Annotated in this window: 18 protein-coding genes; 6 read left to right on the top strand and 12 right to left on the bottom strand. The window is 44.7% G+C overall.

Annotation, left to right across the window (positions count from 1 at the left end):
• Positions 1-117 precede the first annotated feature (117 nt).
• The 6 genes from rsgA to NDI42_RS26580 form a co-directional block, all read right to left on the bottom strand.
• Positions 118-1179 (bottom strand): ribosome small subunit-dependent GTPase A, encoded by a 1062-nt coding sequence (rsgA, locus tag NDI42_RS26555; protein WP_190457104.1) that lies wholly within the window; start codon positions 1177-1179, stop codon positions 118-120.
• A 562-nt stretch (positions 1180-1741) separates the two neighbouring features.
• Positions 1742-2164, bottom strand: coding sequence for an STAS domain-containing protein (locus NDI42_RS26560; RefSeq protein ID WP_190457107.1), 423 nt, complete (start codon positions 2162-2164; stop codon positions 1742-1744).
• Between the two features lie 85 nt (positions 2165-2249).
• On the bottom strand, positions 2250-4517 hold the full coding sequence (locus NDI42_RS26565; RefSeq protein ID WP_348231773.1) for a family 1 glycosylhydrolase: 2268 nt from the start codon (positions 4515-4517) through the stop codon (positions 2250-2252).
• A gap of 223 nt (positions 4518-4740) precedes the next feature.
• Positions 4741-5961 carry a UDP-galactopyranose mutase gene (glf, locus tag NDI42_RS26570; protein ID WP_190457108.1) on the bottom strand — a complete coding sequence of 407 codons (1221 nt, stop codon included), beginning with the start codon at positions 5959-5961 and terminating at the stop codon, positions 4741-4743.
• Between the two features lie 254 nt (positions 5962-6215).
• A complete protein-coding gene (locus tag NDI42_RS26575) occupies positions 6216-7514 on the bottom strand; it encodes a glycosyltransferase family 1 protein (RefSeq protein WP_313931301.1) in 1299 nt (432 codons plus the stop codon).
• Between the two features lie 691 nt (positions 7515-8205).
• Positions 8206-8418: a hypothetical protein gene (locus NDI42_RS26580; RefSeq protein ID WP_190457112.1), complete on the bottom strand. Its 213-nt coding sequence runs from the start codon at positions 8416-8418 to the stop codon at positions 8206-8208.
• Between the two features lie 665 nt (positions 8419-9083).
• Between NDI42_RS26580 and NDI42_RS26585 the strand changes: the two genes are divergently transcribed.
• Positions 9084-9659: a DUF4174 domain-containing protein gene (locus NDI42_RS26585; RefSeq protein ID WP_199311264.1), complete on the top strand. Its 576-nt coding sequence runs from the start codon at positions 9084-9086 to the stop codon at positions 9657-9659.
• A 123-nt stretch (positions 9660-9782) separates the two neighbouring features.
• Here the strand turns inward: NDI42_RS26585 and NDI42_RS26590 are convergent, their stop codons facing one another.
• From NDI42_RS26590 to ccmP, 4 genes are all read right to left on the bottom strand, one after another.
• Positions 9783-10364, bottom strand: a complete 582-nt coding sequence (locus NDI42_RS26590) for a DUF4126 domain-containing protein (protein WP_190457114.1) — start codon at positions 10362-10364, stop codon at positions 9783-9785.
• A gap of 161 nt (positions 10365-10525) precedes the next feature.
• Positions 10526-11302: a tryptophan-rich sensory protein gene (locus NDI42_RS26595; protein ID WP_190457116.1), complete on the bottom strand. Its 777-nt coding sequence runs from the start codon at positions 11300-11302 to the stop codon at positions 10526-10528.
• A 317-nt stretch (positions 11303-11619) separates the two neighbouring features.
• Positions 11620-12447, bottom strand: coding sequence for a pentapeptide repeat-containing protein (locus NDI42_RS26600; protein ID WP_190457118.1), 828 nt, complete (start codon positions 12445-12447; stop codon positions 11620-11622).
• A 67-nt stretch (positions 12448-12514) separates the two neighbouring features.
• The gene (ccmP, locus tag NDI42_RS26605; protein ID WP_190418739.1) at positions 12515-13156 is read right to left on the bottom strand and encodes a beta-carboxysome protein CcmP; all 642 of its coding nucleotides are present in this window, start codon (positions 13154-13156) and stop codon (positions 12515-12517) included.
• A gap of 233 nt (positions 13157-13389) precedes the next feature.
• Here ccmP and NDI42_RS26610 point away from each other — a divergent pair, with 233 nt between their 5' ends.
• A complete protein-coding gene (locus tag NDI42_RS26610; protein WP_199311265.1) occupies positions 13390-13653 on the top strand; it encodes a hypothetical protein in 264 nt (87 codons plus the stop codon).
• A 15-nt stretch (positions 13654-13668) separates the two neighbouring features.
• Here NDI42_RS26610 and NDI42_RS26615 read toward each other — a convergent pair whose 3' ends face one another.
• On the bottom strand, positions 13669-14421 hold the full coding sequence (locus tag NDI42_RS26615; protein WP_190457120.1) for a class I SAM-dependent methyltransferase: 753 nt from the start codon (positions 14419-14421) through the stop codon (positions 13669-13671).
• A gap of 312 nt (positions 14422-14733) precedes the next feature.
• Here NDI42_RS26615 and NDI42_RS26620 point away from each other — a divergent pair, with 312 nt between their 5' ends.
• From NDI42_RS26620 to NDI42_RS26630, 3 genes are all read left to right on the top strand, one after another.
• Positions 14734-15210 (top strand): TspO/MBR family protein, encoded by a 477-nt coding sequence (locus NDI42_RS26620; protein ID WP_190457123.1) that lies wholly within the window; start codon positions 14734-14736, stop codon positions 15208-15210.
• 59 nt (positions 15211-15269) lie between these two features.
• Positions 15270-15479: an RNA-binding S4 domain-containing protein gene (locus tag NDI42_RS26625; protein ID WP_190457125.1), complete on the top strand. Its 210-nt coding sequence runs from the start codon at positions 15270-15272 to the stop codon at positions 15477-15479.
• A gap of 222 nt (positions 15480-15701) precedes the next feature.
• Positions 15702-15896 carry a hypothetical protein gene (locus NDI42_RS26630; protein WP_190457127.1) on the top strand — a complete coding sequence of 65 codons (195 nt, stop codon included), beginning with the start codon at positions 15702-15704 and terminating at the stop codon, positions 15894-15896.
• A 48-nt stretch (positions 15897-15944) separates the two neighbouring features.
• Here the strand turns inward: NDI42_RS26630 and NDI42_RS26635 are convergent, their stop codons facing one another.
• Positions 15945-17393: a protein adenylyltransferase SelO gene (locus NDI42_RS26635; RefSeq protein ID WP_190457129.1), complete on the bottom strand. Its 1449-nt coding sequence runs from the start codon at positions 17391-17393 to the stop codon at positions 15945-15947.
• A gap of 76 nt (positions 17394-17469) precedes the next feature.
• On the opposite strand from NDI42_RS26635, the gene NDI42_RS26640 reads away from it, so the two are divergent.
• Positions 17470-18030 carry a GNAT family N-acetyltransferase gene (locus NDI42_RS26640; protein WP_242017702.1) on the top strand — a complete coding sequence of 187 codons (561 nt, stop codon included), beginning with the start codon at positions 17470-17472 and terminating at the stop codon, positions 18028-18030.
• The last annotated feature ends 109 nt before the right edge of the window (positions 18031-18139 follow it).

Genomic DNA, 18139 nt, shown 5'->3' on the forward strand with positions numbered 1-18139 from the left:
GTATTTCATCAGATATTCTTATGAATCAGACTGCGTGATCGCTCACCCGTTTTTTGCGAGCGCCTTTGTTTAGACCCCATATTACCTCAGCATCGACTTTTGCAAGAGGTCTAATGATTAACGCTTGGGATTTTTCCTCAAAGCTTTATGGATTTTTTTCCATTTCTCTTTCTCGACTAATTGCGCCTTTTTATCTTGTTTGCGGCTCAAATATGCAACTTCTTGTTCCAGCTTTTGATAGTTGTGGAAACGTTGCTTATCAAGCGTACCCTCAAAAATCGCCTGTTGCACTGCACATCCAGGTTCTTTCTCATGTTGACAGTCGCGGAAGCGACACAACTTTGCGATAGTTTCGATATCCGAAAAAGTTGACTGCAAACCTTCATTTCCAGCCCATATTTGTATTTCTCGCATTCCCGGAGTATCTATTAGCAAACCCCCAGAAGGTAAGATGATTAACTCTCGATGTGTTGTGGTGTGACGACCGCGACTATCTCCAAGGCGGACTGATTGAACAGCTTGAATGTCTTCACCTACTAATTGATTCGTAATCGTGGATTTTCCCACTCCAGAAGAACCAATTAGGGCTACAGTTTGCCCAGTGCTAAGGTAAGGAGTTAAGGCTTCTAGTCCAAGCTGGGCGATCGCGCTCAGAATGATAATCTCTACACCGGGTGCGATCGCTTCTATTTCAACTCGTCTTTCCTCAACTCGATCGCACAAGTCTGCTTTATTCAGAATGATGACTGGATTAGCGCCACTTTCCCAAACTAAAATCAGATAGCGTTCAATTCTTCTAACATTGAAATCCCCATCTAATCCCGAAACTAGAAATACCGTATCAATGTTAGTACCAATGATTTGCTCATCTGTAATTGCGCCTACAGTTTTCCGAGAAAATTTACTTTTGCGCGGCAAAATCTCATGGATTATTGCTCTTTCTTCGCCGTTGAGCAGGCTAATTACTACCCAATCTCCTACCGCCGGAAAGTCTGCGCGTCCTCCGGCTTGGTGGCGCATTTTCCCCGTGACTTCTGCTCTTTGCTCTCCAAACTCAGTATAGAGAAGGTAAGTGTTTTTCTGCTCTATAGCGACTCGCCCAAGAGTATATTCCTGTTGCAAATAGCTATTGAAGTTTTTGGCAAAAAAACTATTCCAGCCTAATACCTCTAAATTCATTTAATTTTCCTCTAGGTGTGCGTATGCTGACCGCTACACTCACAGAGGAATTGTGAAAATTATTCGCGTACATCTGTGAGGTTACGGTGTTGTGTCTTGATGGCTATTGGTTTCAATCGCGACAATATCCTTCATGGTTCTTTCTCCTTTAATAGTTTTCAAGAATTTTCCAATCGAGCTTGTAACATCGTACTACAAGAAATCAACCGAAGCAATGTAGTTTACATAACTTAGGAATATTCACAGAGCAGATACATTGAAATAAGCGCGATCGCTTAGCTTATATTATTGGCGCGTTTGGCTTTAGGACATCACCCAATCAGGCGACTCGAAGGGATGAAGTTTTAGTAAGCGTAGGGTGGACTACCTCCTACTGGCTTTATTAAGACTCTTGAGAGATTTTGCGTTTGAAAAACAAAACCCAACAACCAGTAACCGAGGGGGCGTTGTTGGGTTTAGCTATGATTATCAACCTAAAAATTCCTAAAAAAAAGAATAAGTGAGGCGGTCGTCGCCTCACTTATTGCATTCCCAGTCAGAAACTCTTAACGAGTAAATCTTTTTATCGTGCGGAAGCAGCCTGTGCTTGGGAACCAGCCGACTTCAGCTTGCGCGAGGATACTGACCTTGGCAAGGTGTCTAGTTTAGGTTGAACATTAGACACTGCTTTGGTTTCTAAGTTATTAAAATCTTCCGAGCTATTAAGGATTTGAACAACTTGATCTAAACCTGTCATTTCCAAAATAATTCTGACTTCATCGCTGCTTGAATGAATAAAAGCTTTGCAACCAGAGGCTTTAGCCATTCTCAAAACTGAAACTAGAGCCATTAAGCCAGAACTACTCATAAAGGTGACATTTTTCAGGTCGAGTAGAACAATTTTAACTCCCTGCTTAATCAGGATTTCGATATCACGGGTAAACTGCGTAGCCTTAGAACTATCCAAAACATCAGGAGATTGAACGACTTTAGAAAGAATGCTCATATAGATACGCCTCAATTAGTAAAAGAAATGGGGAAAATTTTGCTGAAATGGTTGTTAAAAAGGACAACAGATTTATGTGCATTTGTTATGCCAAAAGTGGCAGCTTGCACTCCTGGAAATAGCGAGCGATCGCATTCTCCAGAGATGGCAGCAAAACACCCCTTTCGCTAGTCAGAACGCTGTACCTTGGACGCGGTGCCAATAGTTGCAGAGCTTGCATGGGACGAGCTTCAACCTGCTTGGCATCGAGACGAGCGCATCTAGCTGCAAACCTTGCCAAATCAGCCCAGGAACTCTCACCTGAGTTAGCGATGTGCCACAAGCCGTACTCGCCGTCAATTAAAAGATCGAGGCTGGTATTGACAAGATCCGGAATGTATGTAGGTGAGATAACCGCATCCTCTACCGCTACGAAGGGCTTCCCAGCGGAGAGCGTCCGTAGGGCAACGGTGATAAAGTTATACTCGTCCCACGGCCCAAAGAAGGCGCTGGTACGGATTACAAGTGCTGAGGGCAGGGCTTGTAAGACACGCACCTCAGCTTCACCTTTGCTGCGTCCGTAGACGTTAAGCGGTGCAACAGAATCACTTTCAACGTAGGGAGAGGTAGAAACTCCATCGAAAACAAGATCCGATGAGAAGGTGAGTAGTTGCACTCCATGCCGAGCGCAACGTTCGGCTAAAACTGCTGGCCCGTCAGCATTTTCGCGCCGGCAAGCATCAGGTTCTAGTTCGGCATCATCTACGCGAACATATCCGGCGGCGTTGACAATTGCCCAAGGCTTCAACTCTGTTAATACAGTATCAACAGAGGCGGGGTTAGCAATATCCATCTCTCGGCGTGTTAAGAGATGGTATGGAATACCCCGAAGGTCACACAGTCGAGCAAAAGCATTTCCTAGCGTCCCGGTTGCTCCTGAGATTAAAAGAGGACGGAGGGATTGTGGATTGTGGATTGTGGATTGTGGATTTTCTCGGAATTGGGAATTAGAAATTTGTGAAGAGGAAGTGTTCTTATCTTCCCAAGTCCCCAGTCCTAAGTACCCAGTCCCTTCTTCGCCAGTTCCCAGTCCCGAATTGCAACTTACTGGAGGATAGAGAAGTCGCTGGGATCGCCACCACCAACCAGGTACATCGAGAAGCGGATGCTCGTATGTCTCACCTTTGGCCAAGTCGCGGATCATTCGGGCAATTGCTGTGGGACGGGGGTGAGGCGATCGCAAGTCGAATACCCCAGGCTCGTAGTGTCCTTCATCCCTAGTCACCAGGCTATTCCAGTCGTAGGAACCCAACAGCGACCAAGCGGTGATGGCACGCAAGTCTACACCTTCGGAACGCACAGTGTTTGCGGCATCCCAAACTTCCTTAAGCCAACGCAACTGCTCTTCACGGGTGCAACCGTGGTGTACTTCGGTGACTGCGATCGCTATTTCGTAGCGTTCCCATACTTCTTTTATGAGTGTACGCGGCCCCGCTATCCCTTCGGTGCAAACCCGCACGGCTTCTACATCTGCGTACTGATCCCGCCCGTTGCTTCCATGTGTCCAACTAGGATAACGGTCAAGGCGCTCATCAAGGAAGCGATCGCTTGTCAAATAATGATTAATGCCCATTATGTCCGGCGGACAGGGATTTTCCAGAAACCACTCCAGATCAGCTTCATCGATCCCCACCACCTTACGCAGATATGACCAAAGGGGATGAGCTTGGTTCAGGCGACCGCACAGCAGATCGAAACTCAGCCAGCGACGCTCATTTTCAAACTCTGCCTGATACGCCATCTTCGGCGTACTGAAAACCTTACACAAGTCTTCCGTTTGCACCAACTTTGCAGCCGGGTTAATTTGACGAATCGCCTGCATCGAAAGAATAACAGCGCGGCACTGCGTCAACAACGCCTGAATGAAAGTGAAAGCATCCCGACCGTGAGGATACCAGTGACCGTATAATCCGCTAAAACGCGCCGTAGTCAAAGGCTCGTTGACAGGCGTGTAATTTTCCACCCAAGGATAACGCTCAGCAACCGCGTGGGCAAACTCTGCCAGTCCAGTCGCAAAGGATGGATCGATCAGGCTAGTATGACGCGGGCCGCTACCGTGGTGAACTAAGCCGACAATCGGATTGATGCCGAGTTCTTGCAAACGTCCCAGTCGCTCATCTGCCCACGACCAATCTGCCTTATCTGGCCCTTCGGGAGCAGTTAGTTCCCACAACACCGGGTAGCGAATCGCAGTCACGCCTAGTTCGGCAAACAAGTTGAGGTCATCCAACCGGGTTCCGTGACCGTTGCGCTCCATCTGGTTGAAATAGCGATCGCCTACGCGATTAACGGTACACTCTAGCCCCGCCCACATCTCCAATTTTGATTTTTGATTTTTGATCTTGGAATCTTGAATTAATTCAGAATTCCTAATTCCTATTTGCCTATTTAATGATGCTTTTGTCATTTTTCACTCCTCATTAATTCGCTGTCGCGTCACAGGTACATTAGGTAATGTCCACAGTTAGTCACAGGTAAGGTGGGCATCACCCACCCTACAGAACAATGACTAATAACCCATGACTAATGACTAATGACTAATGACTGCCTTTCCCGTTACCGTTTGCTGTCACTGTTTCCGTCTGTGGGCGTTGCTCAACAATTTCGTTGAGACTAACATTCTGGGTATAGCCGCTTCTACCTTCTACTGGTTCTAGTTCTAAAGGTAGTTTTGTGCTGATCTTTTCGTGGATCGAGAGAGCTTGAGCGACCACTTGATCCATGTTGTAATACTTGTAAGTCGCTAGCCGCCCCACGAAATGCACACCAGGAGTTGCATCAGCTAGTTCCTTATATTTCTTGTAAACTTCAGCGTTTTCTGGACGCGGTACTGGGTAGTAAGGATCTCCCTCGGCGCGAGGGTACTCGTACACAAGGCTAGTTTTAGGATGCTCTTGTCCTGTCAGATACTTAAACTCTGTTATCCGGGTATATAGCTGCTCGTTGGGATAGTTTACTGTCCCGGTTGGTTGATAGTTTGGCTGGTTGAGGGTTTCGTGCTTGAACTCTAGGGAACGGTAGGGAAGTTTGCCATAGCGGAAATCGAAGTAAGCATCAACTGGCCCGGTGTAAATCATCTCCCGATAGGGCATTATCTGCTGAATTTCCCGATAATCGGTGTTGAGCATGATTTTGATGTTCGGGTGAGACAACATTTTCTCGAACATCCGGGTGTAGCCGTGCAATGGCATTGCCTGATAAGTATCGGTAAAATATCGGTCGTCGCGGTTGGTGCGAGTTGGTACGCGAGCTGTAACTGATTTGTCAAGTTCCGAGGGGTCGAGATCCCATTGCTTGCGGGTGTAACCACGGAAGAACTTTTCATAAAGTTCCCGTCCAACTTTGCTAACAACTACATCCTCCGAAGTGCGGATATATTCTTTCTTTTCCGCAACCGATGCAAAGAACTCTTCAAGTTGAAACGAGGTGAGATTTAGTCCGTAAAGTTTATTTACGGTATCGAGGTTGATGGGAATTGGAACTAATTGACCGTCTACACTAGCTAATACGCGATGTTCGTAAGAACGCCACTCGGTGAAGTTTGAAAGGTACTCGAAAACTTGGCGGGAGTTGGTGTGGAAGATGTGGGGGCCGTACTTGTGTACGAGAATGCCTTCATCATTGTAGTGGTCGTAAGCGTTGCCACCAATATGCGATCGCTTGTCTACAATCAGAATCTTCTTTCCTGCCTGACTCGCCAGCCTCTCAGCCAAAACGCTTCCAGCAAAACCAGCCCCAACAATGAGATAATCAAACATTTTTTTATTCCGCCTTTTGAATTGCGATTAGGAATCTTGCTGGCATAAAAAAATACCAGCTACGTACAGTAACAACCTCTCCAACTTTGAAAACTCAGCCTTGTGCAACTTACTCGAAAAGGCACTTTCAAAGTTATATCTGACCAAAATGGAACAAACTCTAGAAATACCGCGATTTAATTTGCGTTGGTAAAGTGGGCTACCCCACCCTGAGAATGCAAACCTTATCCTAGCGCGGCAGCATCTTGACTCTCTTAGCCTGTAGAAACGCTTTGCATATCCGGCGTTAACACCTCTTTAGAAGACGCACTTGCGTTGCTAATTACACCTTCCACCAGCTGCATCATACTTCCCCAAGTGGAATCCCAAGAATTGTCGGCTAAAAACTCATCCACCTTGTTCAGCCACTCACATTCCTGAGATTGATTCAACGCCGTCTCAACTGCGGCAACAAAATCTGGTACTGTGTCTGCAATCTGTACCAAACCCATATCCCCGTAAGGACGCACCACATCACGGATAGAAGTAGACACCACTGGTTTACCAGCAGCGAGGTATTCTGGGGTTTTTGTGGGACTAATAAAGCGTGTTGACTCGTTATGAGCAAAAGGCAACAATGCCACATCCCATCCAGCAATATATGCAGGCAACTCTTGATAAGATTTGCCACCCAGATAATGAATATTGGGGTGGCGTGGCAAAACTTCTGGATCTATTTTGACAACTGGACCAATAATAACTAAATGCCAGTCAGGACGCGCTTCGGCAATGCCACCAAGCAAGTCGATGTCCATGCGCTCGTCTATCACCCCAAAGAATCCCAGACGCGGGTGGGGAATATCCACTTGATCTGCTGGTTCTTGTGTAACCTTGCGTTCAACGTCTCGACATTGTGCAAAGTGCGCTTTGTCAATGCTACTCGGAAATGCGTAGACGTTCGGGTGGTGGTTACGCTTGCTCTCGTAAATACTTTGTCCGCCTGTAAATACCAAGTCTGCACGGCTGAATAGTTCAGCTTCCAGCTCTTTTAGGGCAGGTGGCGCTCCCTTAAATGCAGATAGCTCGTCCATGCAGTCATAGACAACAACCTGCGGCTCTAAGTGGCGCGAGAACCCCATAGCCATCGGCGTATAGTACCAGAGGATGTAGTCGCTAATCTGCGCTGCATCAAACAAATCATCTAACATCACCTGTTGAGTGGTTTTTACTGCTTCTTCACTCAGTCCTTCTCTCAGGTGCGGCACTACAACGCAGACTCCATCTTCACCGATGCTAATATCAATTCGCCCCTCGGCATCGGCACTAAAAATCGGCTCTTCGATAAAAAATACACGTCGCTGCTTGCTAAAGCGGCTTAGGAGATGCTGAGGTCGCTGATAGACAAAATTCCAACGTAAATGCGACAAGCAGACCAGATCCGGTGTATCTGAAAAGGAAGATTTAGGAAAATCAAACTTCAACTTTGATAATGCATTTAGGGATGGTGATTCGGGTGCGGTTTTAGAAGAATTTTCTATTTCCCATGCTCCAACACTGCTAACACTATTGTTCACTTTTTTTTCCTGTTGGGACATAACTAGCCTCGGATAGTTATATAATCGAAATATGGCTTCCAAAATTGTCTTACCCTTGAAAGGTAAAAGCTAATTCAGAAAGTAAAACATGGCATTTTTTGCAGCCTTCATTCTTCAGAAACAGCAATAACGAACGTAATAAAGCACCAACTAGCGCTTTGCAAACCGTGTCTTAACTTGCCAAGCATTTATTAAAAACAGCTTGGTACTGTATGTAAATTTACCTGATAAGTCTGCCGTTTCCTTCTCCCTGAAGGATGAATTTTATGTAAATGCTAAAAAAGACTATCGTTGGTCTTAGGCTTTACTAGAGCGGCTTGCTAGTCTTTCTAAAGAAAGGGCGGGATGTAAAATAATTTTGTGCTATAGAATACAAAGAATGCTGTGTAAAGGGCATTATTCCCAGGTAAAATGCCATAAAAGTAGGTGTAATAGCTTTTTGCTGCTGCATTCCGAGGGGAGCGATCGCGCTGTTGCCAATCAGTCAGAAAATTGGAACAACTAAGTACGCGATCGCACACTTGCTTTTGACTATAAGGGTTCCCGATAAGCTATAAAAGCTCGGCTGATAGGGAGTTGCAGACAAAGCTCGGATTTGATATAGTAATCTCATTTTGGGTTGGAATTGGTAAAGATAGAGCTGCTTAACAGGATGCGATCGCGCAAATTTTCATTGCTGACATTCATCCTGATAAAACTCTTTGGTTGTTCCATCTGGATAGAATAACTTCACACACCAACTATCTCGTTTTCGCCACGCATCATAGGCGAAAACTAACGCCCAAACTGTCAGTAACCCGGCCCCGGCGGTAACAGCTAAACGTTTCCATGCGACCTTTGTTATTTTTTTAGAGCGCTTTCTTCTGCCAATACTGCGTTTCAATTGCAAAAATCCCTTTCACTCACAGCAGTTATCCTTATACAAACCCGATCGCTGCTAGTCTGCACAATTCCATAAAATTCTTAAGTCAATAGTAGGCTGGGAAAACCCTGAAAATATCGCCCAAAACGGTGCATTAGAGCGTTTACTCTCAATACATCTCGGTTAGTAGACTTCTTGCATTCCTTCCGCCCTGAACTAAGGTACTCTGCGAGAAGCTGCGAAAGCGTATACACGGCTTCATAACTAAAGCCATCGTCACCCCAAATAAATGTTCCAACCCGTAAAACGGGTTTAAGCTTTAAGAAGAGAAATTTATTTCAACGCCATGAATGCTTTATCAACAAGGTTATCTCGATTGGTAGAATTTATATAAAAATCAGAATTGGGTTAGAAAAAGCAGATATATAGCAATCGTAAATGATTCGTGAACCCCTGTAGGGACACGGCACTGCCGTGTCCCTACACCAGGGTTGAATACTTGTTCACAACTTAAATAGGATTGCTATAGCAGTCCTCAATGATTTGTGAAGGCGGGATACCCGACTTCTTACAGCCGGGTATCTGAACCCCTAGCTCACAACTAAAAGAAGATGGCGATCTTAGTTAGCATGAAAATGTATCTGTCTACAAAATCACAAAGCACGTAGGATGGCTATAGTATTAAAATGATTACGCGATCGCTTATTCTGGGGCTGCTGGCTTACCTCACCTCTAGCTGCTCGACTATGACCTTAACCCGCATTGAGCAACCAGTTTCTCAATCGACTGCTTCGACAGCAACTGCAATTACCAGCCTGTTACCGGCTCTGGAAAATACGGAAGAATCCTATAAAGAAGTAGCCAGCGCACAACCACCTAAAGCAATGTTCAATCTTGGCTCCTATCAATGGAAAAATCGCCTATTATTGGTTTTTGCCCCTACAGAAAATAGCCCCGCTTACCAAAGCCAAATGCAGCTACTTCAGAAACAAGCTGCGGGATTAAATGATAGAGATTTGCTAGTTATTGAGTTGTTTAAAGAAGGTAAAAGCCGCATCAACAACCAAGTTATTGATGACTCGGCGGTGGCTCAACTCCGCAATCGATTTAATATTAGCTCTGAGGAATTTAGTGTCATCCTAGTGGGTAACGATGGTACGCAAAAGCGCCGCGATAAATCTCCAGTCGCACCTGATATTGTTTTTAAGCAAATTGATGCCATGCCTATGCGCCGCCAAGAGATGCAACAACGGCGCAGTTAAATAGCAGATACACCCCACACGCCCGCACCCTAAAAGGTTGATGATGCTCCACAAGATAAGCCCGCCTGCGTGGGCTTAACATCAGCCGTAGCGTAGGCAGGCTTGTTTTATTCGCCCTAGAGTTTACTCGTTAGGCGTTTTTACCAAACTTTTCATCGCTAAACTTTGCCATCCTTTCCTGACAATTAAAATTAACAATGCTGCTACCAAACCTACAGCCACGATAGGTACAAAAATTGCTAATATCGATAAAATAATCGAACTAGCTGCTTCAACTGTGGAAACAACCGCATTGCCAATTCCTACCGTCAGAGCTGTTGAAGATAAGCGAGTCATTGCCGTAAATGCTTGCACAAGTCCTGCCGAACCGCCACCAGCAATTACCGCTATTGTCCACTGCAATAAAGGATCAGTGTTGGGAATTAAGGCTGCAACGATGGAAGTTCCCACAGCGATCGCAGTCGGTGTAGAAACAGTATCTAGTAAATTATCCACCCACGGAATATAGTAAGCCGCAATCTCAACGCAAGTCGCTACAGCAAACGCCTCCAACGCCGGATAAGTTCCTACCCACTCAAAGTTCTGTGAAAGTGGCAAATGTCCAAAGAGTGCAGCAATACTCATTACCAGTGGCGGTACAAAAATCCGAAAGCCGCAAGCCGCACTCAAACCGATGCCAATTGCAATAGTTAACAGAGTATCCATAGCTACTTCAAAATGCGGAAACACACATTACTAGCTTAAGAAAAATTTCTTTTAGATGTTTCCTACTTTTTGAGTAACATATTGCAATATCGCTGATTTTAAGTTTTGGTGCAACTTTACAGATTAAAACCATCCTTAAAAATAAGGCGAATATTGGCTGATTATAAGCGGCGCATTCCTCTTAACAAAACTAACAACCCCAAGGCTAAAGCTAATCCTACCGCTGTTGCAGCAATTAGTGATTGATTAGCTTGACGTACTGCGATCGCTACATAAGCCCAGATGATTACCAGGGGAAAGGCAATGTCAGATCGCGTTTTAGCAATAGTAGCAGCGATCGCTCCCCCTACTAGCAGCATAATTACTGTCCACGCTTGGGGACTGATACCCCAACCATTCCAGCCTAAACTGTAAAGTGTACTCGCCACATTGACAATCGTCGCCACGCTAATCCAACCTAGATAAATACTCAAAGGAGTATGAACCAACCACAACTCTTTGCGTGATACTCTTTCCGTACCAATTCCCAACCGCAGATAAATTCCAATCAGAGGTAGCAAAATAAAAAGCATCGCTACCACCGAAAGCGCGAAAAATTGATATACAAAAAGAAACACCCACACAATTTGAGCAATACTAGCTACTGCTAAAAGATAGCCAACCCGCCGTAGCAGAGGATTTTGCCGTTGGTTAGGAAGTACCTGATATACGCCAAAGCTAATTAACCCCAAATAAATCAGGCCCCAAATTGCAAAAGCATAATTGGCGGGTATAATTTGCACATTGCTAAAGAAAGTATTGGAAACTTCGCCAATTGTTAATCCATTAGGCGGAGAAACATTCGCATATACATTGATACCGAAAGCAGCGAGGACAGCAATCAAATTGACCCATTGCAGAATCAAATTTGAGTCAAAGGGCTTATTGACTGAATTCATATAGATAAATACCTCAAACACAGACTGCTCAAGCCGTGATATAGCAATCCTAAATAGGTTGTAAACCTCTCTCTTTTATCTCTGGAGCGCCCTCTGCGCGTCGGGCAGTTCGTTTTTTTACAAATCAAATAGGACTGCTATATAACGTTTCTCAGTTGGGTGGAATATATCGCAATTGAGACCTTAGGGCGACCTTGATAGAGACATAATGCCATGTCCCTACAGATGTATCGCACCCAACCATTGAATTGCTATATATTATTATCGCGTTTCTAGCTTAGATAGGCTCTCCGGTTTGTCTACGGTTTACAACCAATTTAGGTTGTGGCATTAGGCAAAATTGCCCTTTGGAGATTAACGCCTGTGAGGTTAGCGCCTGTGAGATTAGCGCCTGTGAGGTCAGCTGCTGTAAGATTAGCTCCTCTGAGATTAGCTTTGCTGAGGTTAGCACCAGCCAGCGTAGTCCGCACCAGGTTAGCCCATCTCAAATCAGCTGCGTAAAAGTCAGCTTCGCTCAAGTTAGCTCGGAAAACGTAAGCTTTACTAAGGTGCGCCTCACTCAAGTTAGCTTTGTGGAGGTTAGCCTTGTAAAGGTAGGCCCCCATGAGTTCAGCATTGTAGAGGTTAGCTCCTGTAAGGTCAGCTTCAATCAAGTTAGCTGCGATCAGGTTAGCCTCACACAGATTCGACCTTCCCAGTTTTGCTCCACCCAGATCAGCACCGCTGAGGTTAGCTTCTCTGAGGTCAGCGCCGATCAAGTTCGCATTGCTGAGGTTAGCTCCTTTTAGGTTAACCATTCTCAGGTCAGCGCCGATCAGGTTAGCGTTACCCAGATCAGCATCTCTGAGGTTAGCTTCGCTTAGGTTCGCAATGCTGAAATCCGCTTCTTGAAGGTTAGCGTCCATGAGTTGGGCTTCTTGAAGGTTCGCATGAGCCAGATTCGCATGGCTAAGGTTCGCGGTGATCAGTTTAGCTTTGCAGAGATCGGCTTTTCTCAGGTTTGCTCGTTGCAAGCTTGCGCCTCTGAGGTTCGCGCCTCTGAGATTCGCTTCGCTGAGGTCTGGTTCTATCTCTGGGTTTTGCCTTCTCCACTCAATCCATTTGACTGCACCTTCTTTAAGTAGGGCAAGATGCTGTATAGACATATCTGGTTAGTTTGGTAATTTTTGTTGGGTAATCTAGAACAGAGTGGTTTTATATAAATCCAAAAAATTATTCCTTACGCATAGCGGCAGGATTTTGCCTCCCAAGCACGTTTTCAATCGCCGCCAGCGCCCCATCAGCACCCGCTAAAATATCTTGTTCTTTTCCACCCAGGTAGAGGCGACCGAAGCTTCCGACAGCATTAACCTCAAGGATGTTAATCGCGGCGGCTTTTTCCGCTTCGTTCGCCGCTAGTGCTGCATAAGCGGCTGGTTCTACTTCTAATACATAAAGTGTTTGTCCTGCTAGTAGCAGTTGTCCGCGTCGGGTGCGATTGATTAGTTGTGTTTGGTGCGCGTCTATGTTGCGGATAATTTGGCTGGAAACGACTCGCGGTTTGAGACATTCTTCTCTTTTGACTCCCAGTGCGTCTAAAATTGCTCTCCCAGCGGCCCGCGTCTCGCCTTGCGTGCTGGAATGAATTTCTAGAAGTCCATAAAGTCGCTCAACAACCTGCACCCCTGGACGTACAGAGGCAGATTTTAGGGCGACATCGGTAATCCGGTTGATTTCAATCCCTGGCGAGATTTCAATCCACAGCGACGCATCTCCTGGCAATGGCAAGAAGCCTAGCGCCACTGTACCGATGTAAGCTGCGTGCTGTGGCTGCAAGCTGTCTAGAAATACGTAACTGCGTAGTTCTATGCCCAAGGTCTTTTCTCCGGACAATATGGTGCAACTTAAGAGTTTACCTTGATACCGGAATCAGTAAAAATATCGGCTGTTGATGGGCTTCGCCAATTTGCGGGACTGTAAGTTTTTTCAATCGTGGTAGTTCTACCCATCTATAGACGATGGTTCTATCCATTTACAGACACAACCGCCCAGATAGCCGCGTTAGATTATTTACATAAGTTAATAACGCTAGACAGACGGAGCGATTTATGATACCTGATCTCTTAGAAGATACCAAAGACTATTGGCGGAAATTAGATGAGTTAGAAGCTGCCTATAAAAAAGGGGAAGTTTCTATTCAGGAGGTGGATGCTAAAGTAAAATTGCTGATGACCGAATTAGGGCGATCGCGCAAGCAAGCATTGAGCTATTTTGTGAGTAGCTTTCGCGCCAAGTGGTCGCAACAACCTGAAATCATTGTGGGTGTAGCACTTCTAGGAATCATTACCTACGCTTGGGCCGTTGTCAGCTAGACTATTTTTCTGGGTTTAAAATTGAACTTTGTACAATTCAAATAACTCGCCGGATTTCCGCTTGACAATTTTTGCTCCGGTAGCTTTAATTATTTTTTCCCACTCTGCGATAGGCGAGAGAAACACCTCTGCACCTAAATAGGTTTCCAGAACCGCCCAATCTTCCGATAAGGGACTTTCTTGGTTGAGAATGTCAAAAACAAATATACCGCCGGGTTTCAGCACTCGCTTGACTTCGTTCATCGCGATTTCCCAGTAATCGAGCGGAAAATAACAACTCCATCCGGTTGCGATCGCTAAGTCAAAAAAATCATTTTCGTATTTTAACTGCTGGGCTGAACCCAACTCAACACCTTTGAACAGCTTCGAGTTTAACTGGGAACCGCGAGAATTGAGTGCATCGCGGGCCACGGTGCTGATTTCTTGACCATAAAAATATGCTCCCCAATCCCGCCAAGGATAGATTAAAAAGCTAACGCCACAGCCAATATCTAAACAGCGTTGATTTTTTTGAGGTTGGGCAATTTCCCAGAATGGAGAAGTGATTTTTTGGGTAAGAGTACCTGCTACCCACTCTTGAAAGATTGGCATTGCTTCAACTTCTTGGGGCAATTCAAAGGCTGCACTCTGATACTGTTTATTGAAGCGAATAGCTAAATCTGCCTGTCTTTGGGCGTACAATCTCTCTGATTGATGGTCATCTGCACTTTGGGCGCTGAGTGAGGCGAAGCTGTTTTGTTGAAATGGTTTTTCCGGAAATTTAGACATGAGACGATAATTGCTGTTTAAATTCGGACGATCTCTACCTTAAGGATAGATGACAAAAAGGCTTTCTTGCCCATGAGATTAGCATGAAGCCGCCCTGATTTTGAGCGATCGCTGATTGCGGATGTTGGTTTAGGGGTGGATTTATTATAGCGATCGCTTCCCATCTTACAAAACCCGGACTTGCGAATCTACTTTATCCCTCCTTTCGCACTAAAGACTGATTAAATTTATTTTTAAACTTGACAACATGGCTTTATAACCCTGTCTAAGGGTTGTTTTAAGGTTGAGTTATCACAAATAAAGGTTAAAAAAATGATTAAACCGTGGATGGTTATTGTAGGCATCACCTTTTTAGTTTCCTTTGGTAGTTTTTTTATTAAACCGCGCGATGTTAAGTGGGCAGCCCACCTAAGCTTACCAAAGTGGTTAGTAGTTTTTGAGCCAGCAATTCCCGTAATCTGGAATCTCATTTTCTTAAGCGGAGCCATAAGTGCTTCTATTATCTGGGATAAAGACCCAGGTAGTCTCAAAACTTGGTTATTAATGGCAACCTATCTGTTACTAGAAATAGTTACAGTAACTTACATTCCAGCTACTCTGAGACTGAGGAATCTCAGTGTCGGTACAATTATTGGAGGTGCTGGATTAATTGTAGCTATCCTGTTGACACTATCTGTATTACCGATTTCTAGTTTGGCGGCGGCGCTACTAATTCCTTATTTGGTTTGGAGTCCGATTGGCACTTATGGTACCTGGAAAATGACTCAGCTTAATCCTGATGCTGCATAAGTTGCCTTTCTACAACTAAAATTAGATGGTAGTAAGCAGTATGCCCTTCATCGCCAAATATGACGAAAAGCGACAACACAATTAAGCTGGATCAGTTTTTGAAGTTTACAGGTGTAGTGATGACTGGCGGCGAAGCCAAGCTAAGGATTCAAGATGGTGAAGTTTTAGTCAACGGCACGCTGGAAACCAGACGGGGACGGCAGTTAGTATCAGGCGATCGCGTGACTGTGGGAGGCCAAACTTTTGAGGTTAATTTGCAAAATTCCTGATAAGTTGTAGTGCATTTAATTGAAAATATCAATTAATCAATTTTTGTCAGTTGTCAAAAGTAATAGATAACTGACGACTCTTCCTAAGTGTACCTATATACAAATTAAATACACAACATATCTGATAACTTATAGGTGGAATTTAAGCCTCAAGATAGGGTATTCCTGACAACAAATAAGTTTAAGCTGGAGTGTACAGTTAACATAATTGAGGACATAGTTATGCCTAGCGGTCATGCCAGCCATAAAGGTGCTTCAGCAAAACCCAACACAAATGCTGATGGTTTAATTAATGCTGCTGCTGATGAATCTACACCAGCTCCCCAGGGTGTTATTAATGAAGCTAGCGATTCAACAAGACTTGATGAAGCGCCAGAAAATGCAGCTGCTACTGAACGACCACATGAGGAAGAATAAGTGATTTATAATCGTTCCCAGGCGGTCGCCTGGGAACGATTACGAGTATTACGCCGCATCCTGATGAAATCGTAGCCGCGAAATCAATTGATAAAAAGGTTCCCAATTATCTTCTTGATCAATTTTCTCCCAAACTGCCTCTATTTCTGGTCTGAGTAACACAGTTTTTGGATTATGACGCTGCAACCGCTCAAGCATATTATCCATCTCGCTCTCTGGTAAGCTAAGCAAAATTTGCAGATATAAATTTCGCCAAGTTTCTAATAATCCTGCCGCCTCACCTAAATTTAAAAAGCTATCTGATTTCAGAATATTTGCCGCATCGTCGCGCCAATTGTGGTTAAACTGTTGTGTCAGTTCTGAAAAGAAAGTGTGATAACCAACTTGAGTTTTTTGCAGCAATGTCAGAGTTGACATCAGCAATGCTTCAGCTTCCGGCTGAGCAAGGTTTGCAAAACCCAACTTATTCAGCATTCGCTCATTGTAAGTCTGGTAATAATACTCGTCAAACTCTTTTAAAATAATGTCCATCTCTTCAACCGGAATCACAGCTGATAGCGGGTCTTGAAGCATTTCTAAATTCAACTTGCAAATTCCCGGTTGATTGCCGTAACTGTAACGCCCGTAATAGTCAAAGTATGCCGCAGTAAATTGCGGATTATACGTGTCAATAAAGGCGAAGGGGCCATAATCAAAACTTTCCCCAGTAATTGACATATTATCTGTGTTCAAAACAGCATGACAAAAACCCACAGACATCCATTGAGCCACAAGTCTCGCCACTCGTTGCACTAACTCTGCGTAAAAAAGTGCATAGCGGTCATCCTTATCTTTGAGGTGGGGATAATATTGCACAATTACATGATCTAAAAGCTGTTGAATTAAATCTTTTCGACCGAAATGATGCAACCGTTCAAACGTCCCAAAACGGATATGAGAACGGCTAAAACGAACCATCACCGAAGACCGAGTTGGAGAAGGTTCATCGCCTCGCCAAAGCGCGTCTCCAGTTTCAATCATTGACAGACAGCGAGAAGTATAAACGCCTAGATAGTGAAGTGCTTCTGAGGCTAAAACTTCTCTTACTCCACCTTTTAGCGTTAACCTACCATCGCCACCTCTAGAGTAGGGAGTAGTCCCAGAACCTTTAGTTCCAAAATCATAAAGTTCTCCATCGGTTCCTCGCACTTGACCGTAGAGAAATCCTCTACCATCTCCTAAACGAGGATTGTATTCGCCAAATTGATAACCGTGGTAACGCAAAGCTAAAAAAGGTTTTCTTCCTTGAAATTTACCAAAAGCTTCGATAAAATCTTCGTCCGTTACTTCTTCTGGCTTTAGTCCCAGCTTTGGTAATAATTCGTCATTGCGGAAGCGCAGAATATGTTTAGGAAATTCTGCTGCTGCGACTTCATCAAAAAAATCGTCGCCTAAAGCTTCCAGCGCCGGATCGTAATTGAGGTTGAGAAAGGGATTGGAGGAATTTTCAGGGGTCATAAGCTGTCAAAAATACCAGGCAAATAAAATTCAAGAGGTATACAGTCTAGGCAGTCTGGTTTCGTGTAGCGTCACCATGCCAGAGCGATCGCACTTTGCCAGTCATTCCATTTCTATGCTACGGATAAGTAAGTATATAGGTTCAGCATCAAACGATAGAGATATGCTTATCCGTTCTGCTACACCTGCTGATGTACCAGCCGTTCTACCAATGGTTGCCAAGATTTGTGCGTTGCACGAAAAGTGGGACTCAGCAAAATATGGATTTTTGCCTAATCCAGAGTTGCGTTATAAGAACTGGTTGAGTAGGATGGCGACTAGCGATCGCAACATCTTTCTAGTGGCTGAGGCTGAACCAGGACAACTGGGAGGATTCCTCGTGGCGACAGTAGAACAGGAAATCCCAATTTATCGTTTACAGGAATACGCTTTTATTCACGACCTCTGGGTTGAGGAGGAATATCGTCACGCCGGGATTGCGCGGCAGATGGTGATGCGGACTATTGAACACTTTAACAGCATGGGAGTCAAACAAATTCGCCTCGATACTACTGCCGTTAACGATGCGGCGAGGCGATTATTTTCTGCTTGCGGCTTTCGCCTGAGTACGATAGAAATGCTGATTGAATTGAACTAGTGGTCTGTCAACAAGGAATTGACGGATATAACCGCTTCAATTTAATCCGGGCATCTTCGGTCGTAAATCGCCAATCTACAGGAGAAGAATTTTGATTTCGGCGTTGTTC

It is taken from the genome of Funiculus sociatus GB2-C1 (assembly GCF_039962115.1).
Classification (GTDB): domain Bacteria; phylum Cyanobacteriota; class Cyanobacteriia; order Cyanobacteriales; family FACHB-T130; genus Funiculus; species Funiculus sociatus.

Coding starts and splice junctions, on each gene's coding strand:
- NDI42_RS26595 (WP_190457116.1), bottom strand. CDS start 11,302: ATGAATTCAGTCAATAAGCCCTTTGACTCAAATTTGATTCTGCAATGG.
- NDI42_RS26625 (WP_190457125.1), top strand. CDS start 15,270: ATGACGAAAAGCGACAACACAATTAAGCTGGATCAGTTTTTGAAGTTT.
- NDI42_RS26600 (WP_190457118.1), bottom strand. CDS start 12,447: ATGTCTATACAGCATCTTGCCCTACTTAAAGAAGGTGCAGTCAAATGG.
- NDI42_RS26635 (WP_190457129.1), bottom strand. CDS start 17,393: ATGACCCCTGAAAATTCCTCCAATCCCTTTCTCAACCTCAATTACGAT.
- NDI42_RS26640 (WP_242017702.1), top strand. CDS start 17,470: ATGCCAGAGCGATCGCACTTTGCCAGTCATTCCATTTCTATGCTACGG.
- NDI42_RS26610 (WP_199311265.1), top strand. CDS start 13,390: ATGATACCTGATCTCTTAGAAGATACCAAAGACTATTGGCGGAAATTA.
- NDI42_RS26615 (WP_190457120.1), bottom strand. CDS start 14,421: ATGTCTAAATTTCCGGAAAAACCATTTCAACAAAACAGCTTCGCCTCA.
- NDI42_RS26590 (WP_190457114.1), bottom strand. CDS start 10,364: ATGGATACTCTGTTAACTATTGCAATTGGCATCGGTTTGAGTGCGGCT.
- NDI42_RS26620 (WP_190457123.1), top strand. CDS start 14,734: ATGATTAAACCGTGGATGGTTATTGTAGGCATCACCTTTTTAGTTTCC.
- NDI42_RS26630 (WP_190457127.1), top strand. CDS start 15,702: ATGCCTAGCGGTCATGCCAGCCATAAAGGTGCTTCAGCAAAACCCAAC.
- NDI42_RS26585 (WP_199311264.1), top strand. CDS start 9,084: ATGATTACGCGATCGCTTATTCTGGGGCTGCTGGCTTACCTCACCTCT.
- glf (WP_190457108.1), bottom strand. CDS start 5,961: ATGTTTGATTATCTCATTGTTGGGGCTGGTTTTGCTGGAAGCGTTTTG.
- NDI42_RS26565 (WP_348231773.1), bottom strand. CDS start 4,517: ATGTGGGCGGGGCTAGAGTGTACCGTTAATCGCGTAGGCGATCGCTAT.
- NDI42_RS26560 (WP_190457107.1), bottom strand. CDS start 2,164: ATGAGCATTCTTTCTAAAGTCGTTCAATCTCCTGATGTTTTGGATAGT.
- rsgA (WP_190457104.1), bottom strand. CDS start 1,179: ATGAATTTAGAGGTATTAGGCTGGAATAGTTTTTTTGCCAAAAACTTC.